The following is a 7,001-nucleotide window of genomic DNA, read 5'->3' as shown; positions in this document are numbered from 1 at the left end:
ACCTTGATCGCCTTGTCGGCTTCTTCCGGCTCCAGGATGTAGTTGTCGGGGTGGCTGCCAGCCTTGAGCAGCAGGCATGATTTGCATTCGCCACAGGCCTCCAGCGCGTTCGGGCGCTGGCACAGCAAGCTGGCCATCAAGCGTTCGGCCAGTGCCCGCTTGCCGATCCCGGCCGGCCCATGCAACAGGTAGGCGTGCGCATGCTGGGCGCGACCGGCCAGTTGCTGCCAGAGGGTTTCCTGCCATGGATAGACCTCAGCCACGGCTCAACTCCAGCAGGCGCGGCAGCAAGACATCCAGAGACTGCTGAACTTTTGCCAACGGTTGGGCAGCATCGACCAGCACATAACGCGCCGGATCCGCCTTGGCCCGCTTGAGGAAGGCACTGCGCACGGCATCGAAAAAGGTCCGGCCTTCGAGTTCGAAGCGATCCAGACGACCGCGAGCGCTGGCGCGGGCCAGGCCGACTTCGACAGGCAGATCGAAAATCAGCGTCAGGTCCGGGCGCAGATCGCCCTGGACGAAGGTTTCCAGGGTCGCGATGCGCTCCAGCGACAAGCCGCGACCGCCACCCTGATAGGCGTATGTCGAATCGGTGAAACGATCACACAAGACCACGGCACCGCGGGCCAGTGCCGGGCGAATCACCTCGGCCAGGTGCTGGGCACGCGCCGCGAACACCAGCAGCAACTCGGTATCCGGGTTCATGACCTCATCGACCGGGGCCAGCAGCACTTCACGGATTCGCTCGGCCAACGGCGTACCACCCGGCTCTCGGGTCAGCACCACCTCGATGCCGGCGGCGCGCAGGCACTCGGCCAGGTATTCGCGATTGGTGCTCTTGCCGGCGCCTTCCGGGCCTTCCAGAGTAATAAACAAGCCAGTCACAGGCAGTCCTTAGTCAGAGTCATTGCGGGCTTTTCGGTGCGCTTGCATCGGGTTCGGGCGTTTCAGGGGCTGGCGCAGGATCTTGCGCCGGCACCTGCGGCAACGCCTCGGGAGCTGTGTTTGGTGAAGCGGCCGGGATCGGCGCCTGCTCTTGGGAAGCCTTGGCCTCCTGCGTACCGTTTTGCTCAGCCTGGGTTGGCGGCATCTCGGGCGCAGTAGCGGGTGCCGGGCTGGAGCGGTAATCGGCGCGACGCTTGAGCTGGAACTCCTTCACGGCATTGTTGTGGGCATCCAGATCGTCGGAGAACACGTGAGTGCCATCGCCACGCGCCACGAAGTAAAGGCTGTTGCCCTCCACCGGATTGAGTGCCGCATGGATGGCCTCGCGACCGACCATGGAAATCGGCGTCGGCGGCAGGCCCGCATTCATGTAGGTGTTATAGGGCGTCGATTCCTTGAGGTGAGCCCGGGTCAGCTTGCCGCTGTAGCGGTCGCCGAGGCCGTAGATCACTGTCGGGTCGGTCTGCAGCAGCATGCCCATCGCCATGCGTCGCACGAACACGCCGGCAATCTGCCCACGCTCCTGCGGCACACCCGTTTCCTTTTCCACCAGCGAAGCCATGATCAGCGCCTGGTAGGGCTCCCTGTACGGCACATCGGAAGAGCGCTGTGCCCACTCCTTGGCGAGCACTTCGTCGAGGCGGTCATAAGCGGTTTTCAGCACCTCGATATCGGACATGCCCCGCACATAACGATAGGTGTCAGGGAAAAAGCGCCCTTCCGGAAAAATCCCGGTGTGGCCGAGCTTGTCCATGACCTGGCTATCGCTTAAACCCTCGAGGCTATGGTCGAGCTTCTCTTCCTTGGCCAGCGCTGCGCGGACCTGACGGAAATTCCAGCCTTCGACCAGGGTCAGGCTGTACTGAACCATTTCCCCGCGTTTCCACAGGTCGATCAGGCCTTCGACGGTCATGCCGGGTTGAATGCGGTATTCGCCGCTGTGCAGGGGTTGTTTGGCGAGGTTGAAGCGCCAATACACCCGCAGCCAGAATGCGTCCTTGATGACGCCATTGGCTTCGAGTCGGTAGAAGGTCCGGGTCGGCGTGGTGCCCTTGGGCACATCCAGCAATTGTTCCTGGGCAATGTTCAGCGGCTGTACCAGCGCCGAATGAATTTTCCAGGCTGAAGCACCCATCAGCAGCCCCGCCAGAACCACTCCGGTTTCCAGCAGCAGCAAGAGTTTACGTCTCACGTATCAAGCATCCAGTAGCACACGGGCAATGGTTTGGAGTTTACGGGTGAGCGGCCCAACCGGCCAGTGAAGAGCAGCATAGGCGCGCACCGGCCAGATACCATACACGCTGTTGCAGACAAAGACTTCGTCAGCCCATTGCAGCTGTTCGAGGGGGATATCGGTGATTTGCGTGGGAATTCCCAGCGACTTGGCTTGAAACAATATTTCGGCACGCATCACGCCTGCCACGCCGCAACGCTTGAGGTCAGCCGTGATGAGCACGCCATCACGCACCAGGAACAAGTTACTGAATACACCTTCAATCACCCGTCCGGCCTGATCGAGCATCAAGCCTTCGGCATGCTCGGTGTCCTGCCATTCGGCTCGGGCGAGAACCTGTTCAAGACGATTCAGGTGCTTGAGGCCGGCCAGTAATGGCTGCCTGGACAATCGCGTGGCGCAAGGAAACAGCCGAACACCCTGCTCACCGTGCGCGGCAGGATACGCCGCCGGTGGATTACCTTGCAGAATGCGTCGAGCCTGGGCCGAAGGATCGGGGGCGTAACCACGCAGACCGTCGCCACGGGTGAGAATGAGCTTGAGCACCCCGTCACCCAGTGCCGCGGCGCAGGCCAGCAGTTCGCTGCGGATCAGCTCATGCTCGGCGTTTATCGCCAGGCGCGAGCAGCCGTCCACCAAACGCGACAGATGCCGGTCCAGCAACACAGGCTGCCCGTTGCGCACGGCGATGGTCTCGAACAGACCATCGCCATAAGCCAGGCCGCGGTCCTTCAGCGACAACGCGTCAGCCGGCTGACCGTCGACCCAGCTATCCATCAGCCTGCGAACCGGCGGAACACCAGCGAGCCGTTGGTGCCGCCAAAACCGAAGGAGTTGGAAACGACCACATCGATCTCCATGTTGCGCGCCGTGTGCGGCACGAAATCGAGATCGCAGCCTTCGTCCGGCTCATCGAGGTTGATGGTCGGCGGTGCCACCTGGCTGTTGATCGCCAGCACGCTGAAGATCGCCTCGACCGCGCCCGCCGCACCCAGCAGGTGGCCGGTCATGGACTTGGTGGAGCTGACGGCCAGCTTGTAGGCGTGGTCGCCGAACACCGACTTGACCGCATTGACTTCGGCCAGGTCGCCTGCGGGAGTCGAAGTGCCGTGGGCGTTGATGTACTGCACTTGATCGCCATTGATTTTGGCATCGCGCAGCGCATTGGTGATGCAGCGCGCCGCACCTGCGCCATCGGCTGGCGGCGAGGTCATGTGGTAGGCATCGCCACTGGTGCCGAAGCCGATCAGCTCGGCGTAGATGGTCGCGCCACGCGCCTTGGCGTGCTCGAGTTCTTCCAGCACCAGCGCACCGGCACCATTGGACAATACAAAGCCATCGCGGCCCTTGTCCCATGGACGGCTGGCGCGGGTCGGCTCGTCGTTGCGGGTCGACAGCGCGCGCGAGGCACCAAAGCCGCCCATGCCCAGACCGCAGGCCGCCATCTCGGCGCCGCCGGCAATCATCACGTCGGCTTCGTCGTACATGATGTTGCGGGCTGCCATGCCAATGCAGTGTGTACCGGTGGTACAGGCCGTGGCGATGGCGTAGTTGGGTCCCTGTGCACCGAGGTGTATGGACAGGAAACCGGAAATCATATTGATGATCGAGCCTGGCACGAAGAACGGAGAGATCCGTCGCGGGCCGGTCTCGTGCAGCGTGCGGGCGGTTTCTTCGATATTGGTCAGACCGCCAATACCCGAACCCATGGCCACGCCGATACGCTCACGGTTGGCGTCAGTGACTTCCAGACCGGCATTGCGTACCGCCTGAAAACCTGCGGCCAGACCGTACTGAATGAACAGGTCGAGCTTGCGGGCTTCCTTGACCGACAGGTACTCCTCGACATTGAAGTCCTTTACCGAGCCGCCAAAACGGGTGGAATAGGCAGAAAGGTCGGCGTGTTCGATCAGACCAATGCCACTGCGGCCAGCCAGAATGCCCTGCCAGCTGCTCGGCACATCCGTGCCCAGTGGCGACAACATACCCATACCGGTGACTACGACGCGTCTACGCGACACAGCACTCTCCTTTTTTCAAATGACGACTTTGCATCAGGCCTAAAGAAAAAACCGCACGCCATGATGGCAGTGCGGTTTTTCCATGACAGCGAGCAACGATTACAAACTATTACGCCTGGTGGCTAGTAACGTAGTCGATTGCAGCTTGTACAGTAGTGATCTTCTCGGCTTCTTCGTCAGGGATTTCGGTCTCGAATTCCTCTTCCAGAGCCATCACCAGCTCAACGGTGTCAAGGGAGTCGGCACCCAGGTCTTCAACGAAGGAAGCGGTGTTGACCACTTCTTCTTCTTTAACGCCCAGTTGCTCAGCAACGATTTTCTTGACGCGCTCTTCGATGGTGCTCATACCTTGTTTTCACTCCTAATGGACAAATTCAGGCAGCTGGCCAGTGGGTAAGTGTATAGAAAGGCTTTTCAGCTTTTCAACTGAAAGCTTCACTCCTCGAACCCGGTGACCCTCTGCCTATAAATAGATTGCAGCTTTATAACGGATTTTAGACAGCTCGTATGACATTTTTTTGAAGCAATCCGTCACATTTGAATTACATGTACATCCCGCCGTTCACCGGGATTGTAGCTCCGGTAACGTAAGCCGCACCGTCCGACGCAAGAAAAGCGACCACGGACGCGATCTCTTGAGCCTGCCCCAGACGACCCAGCGGAATCTGCGTCTGCAAGGCTTCACGCTGCGCTTCGGGCAGTTCACGGGTCATATCGGTATCGATGAACCCAGGGGCCACCGAGTTTACCGTAATCGAACGCGAACCGACTTCACGCGCCAGTGCACGGCTGAAACCTTCCAGACCGGCCTTGGCGGCAGCGTAGTTTACTTGGCCTGCGTTGCCCATGGCACCCACAACCGAGCCAATACTGATAATTCGGCCCCAACGGGCTTTGGTCATGCCGCGCAAAACGCCCTTGGACAGGCGGAACAGACTGTTCAGATTGGTATCGACAACGTCGTGCCACTCGTCGTCTTTCATGCGCATCATCAGGTTATCGCGGGTGATACCGGCATTATTGACCAGAATCGCCGGCGCACCGAACTGCTCCTGAATGCTCGCCAGAACACTTGCCACAGACTCGTCGCTGGTGACATTGAGCTCCAGGCCAGTGCCCTGAATACCATTTTCCTTCAGGGTCGCGGCAATGCGCTCGGCACCCGACGCGGAGGTCGCGGTACCCACAACGATGGCGCCCTGACGACCCAGCTCCAGGGCGATGGCCTGGCCGATGCCACGGCTGGCACCGGTGACCAGTGCAACTTTACCTTGCAGACTCATGCAAGCTTCTCCTGATTCAGGCCAACGCTGCACGGGCGGCAGCGAAAGCGTCTGGGGTATTGAGGTTGGATGTCGACACGCCTTCAGCGCAACGCTTGTTCAGACCGGCCAGTACTTTGCCCGGACCACACTCGACCAGGTTGGTCGCACCCTTGGCGGCCAGCGCCTGGACCGATTCAACCCAGCGTACTGGCTTGTACAGTTGCTCGAGCAGATCGCGCTTGAGGGTTTCCAGATCGGCCGGCACTTGGGCACTGACGTTCTGCACCACGGGAATCTGCGGTGCCTGCCAGTTGATCGCGGCGATCGACTCGGCGAAACGCTCGGCGGCCGGACGCATCAGCTCGCAGTGCGACGGCACGCTGACCGGCAGCGGCATGGCGCGCTTGGCACCACGCGCCTTGCAGCCTTCGATGGCGCGCTCGACGGCAGCCCTGGCACCGGCGATGACCACCTGGCCCGGCGAGTTGAAATTGACTGCACTGACTACCTCGCCTTGCGCCGCTTCGGCGCAGGCTGCCAGTACGTCAGCATCGTCCAGGCCCAGGATGGCAGCCATGCCGCCCTGCCCGGCCGGAACGGCTTCCTGCATCAACTGGCCACGACGCTCGACGAGCTTCACCGCGTCGCCCAGGCTCAGACTGCCTGCCGCGACCAGCGCGCTGTATTCGCCCAGGCTGTGCCCGGCAACGTAAGCCGGACGCGCGCCACCTTCGGCCAGCCACAGACGCCACAGGGCGATAGAGGCGGTCAGAATGGCCGGCTGGGTTTTATCGGTTTGATTGAGTTGCTCTTCCGGCCCTTGCTGGGTCAGTGCCCACAGGTCGTAACCCAGTGCATCGGAAGCTTCTTTGAATGTTTCAAGGACAACCGGATGTTGCGCGCCCAGCTCGGCCAGCATGCCGAGGGACTGCGAACCCTGTCCTGGAAAGACGAATGCGAGGGAAGCAGACATGTAACAAGCCCCTAATGATCTTGTCGTCGGAGAGTTGGCGCCCCGCTTTGGGGACGCAAGAAACTGACAGTTGGATGGCCCATCGAACCAAGCGGTCACATTTAAGCATTGTCCGACGAAAACGCCTAAAGCAACAAATCCTCCAGACGACCGTGCAGGCGCTCGGGAAGATTCTCCTGAATCTCGATCAAGGCGCGTGCAATGGCACTCTGAAACCCCTGGACCCCGGCAGAACCGTGGCTTTTCACCACAATTCCCTGCAAACCGAGAAAGCTCGCGCCGTTGTGCCGTGCAGGCGCCAGATCGGCCTGCAGACGCTTCATCAAGGGCAGCGCCAGCGCGCCGACCACGCGAGAGGCCACGCTTTTTCTGAACAACGCCTCGATACGCCCGGCAATCATGGTCGCCAGGCCTTCGCTGGATTTGAGCAGGATGTTGCCGACAAAACCGTCACACACCACCACATCCGCTTCGCCACGGTACAAACCGTCGCCCTCGATAAAGCCGATGTAATTGATACCACGGGCGCCTTGCAACAAAGTCGCTGCCAGCTTGACCTG

General features: G+C 60.8%; 7 protein-coding genes and 2 pseudogenes. All 9 read right to left on the bottom strand.

Going from position 1 to position 7,001, the window contains the following annotated elements:
- A pseudogene (locus BSF44_RS28860) lies at positions 1-263 on the bottom strand (DNA polymerase III subunit delta'); the annotation flags it as partial.
- The gene (tmk, locus tag BSF44_RS28855) at positions 256-888 is read right to left on the bottom strand and encodes a dTMP kinase (RefSeq protein ID WP_095946394.1); all 633 of its coding nucleotides are present in this window, start codon (positions 886-888) and stop codon (positions 256-258) included. The pseudogene BSF44_RS28860 and the gene tmk, both read right to left, overlap by 8 nt.
- Positions 889-907: 19 nt before the next feature.
- Positions 908-2,140, bottom strand: a complete 1,233-nt coding sequence (mltG, locus tag BSF44_RS28850; protein ID WP_095946393.1) for an endolytic transglycosylase MltG — start codon at positions 2,138-2,140, stop codon at positions 908-910.
- Positions 2,141-2,143: 3 nt separating this feature from the next.
- Positions 2,144-2,959: an aminodeoxychorismate lyase gene (gene pabC / locus BSF44_RS28845; RefSeq protein WP_095946392.1), complete on the bottom strand. Its 816-nt coding sequence runs from the start codon at positions 2,957-2,959 to the stop codon at positions 2,144-2,146.
- Positions 2,959-4,203, bottom strand: coding sequence for a beta-ketoacyl-ACP synthase II (fabF, locus tag BSF44_RS28840; RefSeq protein WP_095946391.1), 1,245 nt, complete (start codon positions 4,201-4,203; stop codon positions 2,959-2,961). Before fabF ends, pabC begins: the two co-directional genes overlap by 1 nt.
- Before the next feature lie 109 nt (positions 4,204-4,312).
- The gene (gene acpP / locus BSF44_RS28835; protein ID WP_003175607.1) at positions 4,313-4,549 is read right to left on the bottom strand and encodes an acyl carrier protein; all 237 of its coding nucleotides are present in this window, start codon (positions 4,547-4,549) and stop codon (positions 4,313-4,315) included.
- 196 nt (positions 4,550-4,745) lie between these two features.
- Complete coding sequence (gene fabG, locus BSF44_RS28830) at positions 4,746-5,486, bottom strand: 3-oxoacyl-ACP reductase FabG (RefSeq protein WP_007987168.1); 741 nt, start codon at positions 5,484-5,486, stop codon at positions 4,746-4,748.
- A 16-nt stretch (positions 5,487-5,502) separates the two neighbouring features.
- Positions 5,503-6,441: an ACP S-malonyltransferase gene (gene fabD, locus BSF44_RS28825; protein ID WP_095946390.1), complete on the bottom strand. Its 939-nt coding sequence runs from the start codon at positions 6,439-6,441 to the stop codon at positions 5,503-5,505.
- A gap of 125 nt (positions 6,442-6,566) precedes the next feature.
- Positions 6,567-7,001, bottom strand: a pseudogene (locus BSF44_RS28820) (phosphate acyltransferase); the annotation flags it as partial.

The sequence above is a fragment of the Pseudomonas sp. ACN8 genome (genome assembly GCF_002303925.1).
Taxonomy (GTDB): domain Bacteria; phylum Pseudomonadota; class Gammaproteobacteria; order Pseudomonadales; family Pseudomonadaceae; genus Aquipseudomonas.
Note: the sequence above shows the minus strand (reverse complement) of the source record. Positions and strands in the feature narration are given on the sequence as shown.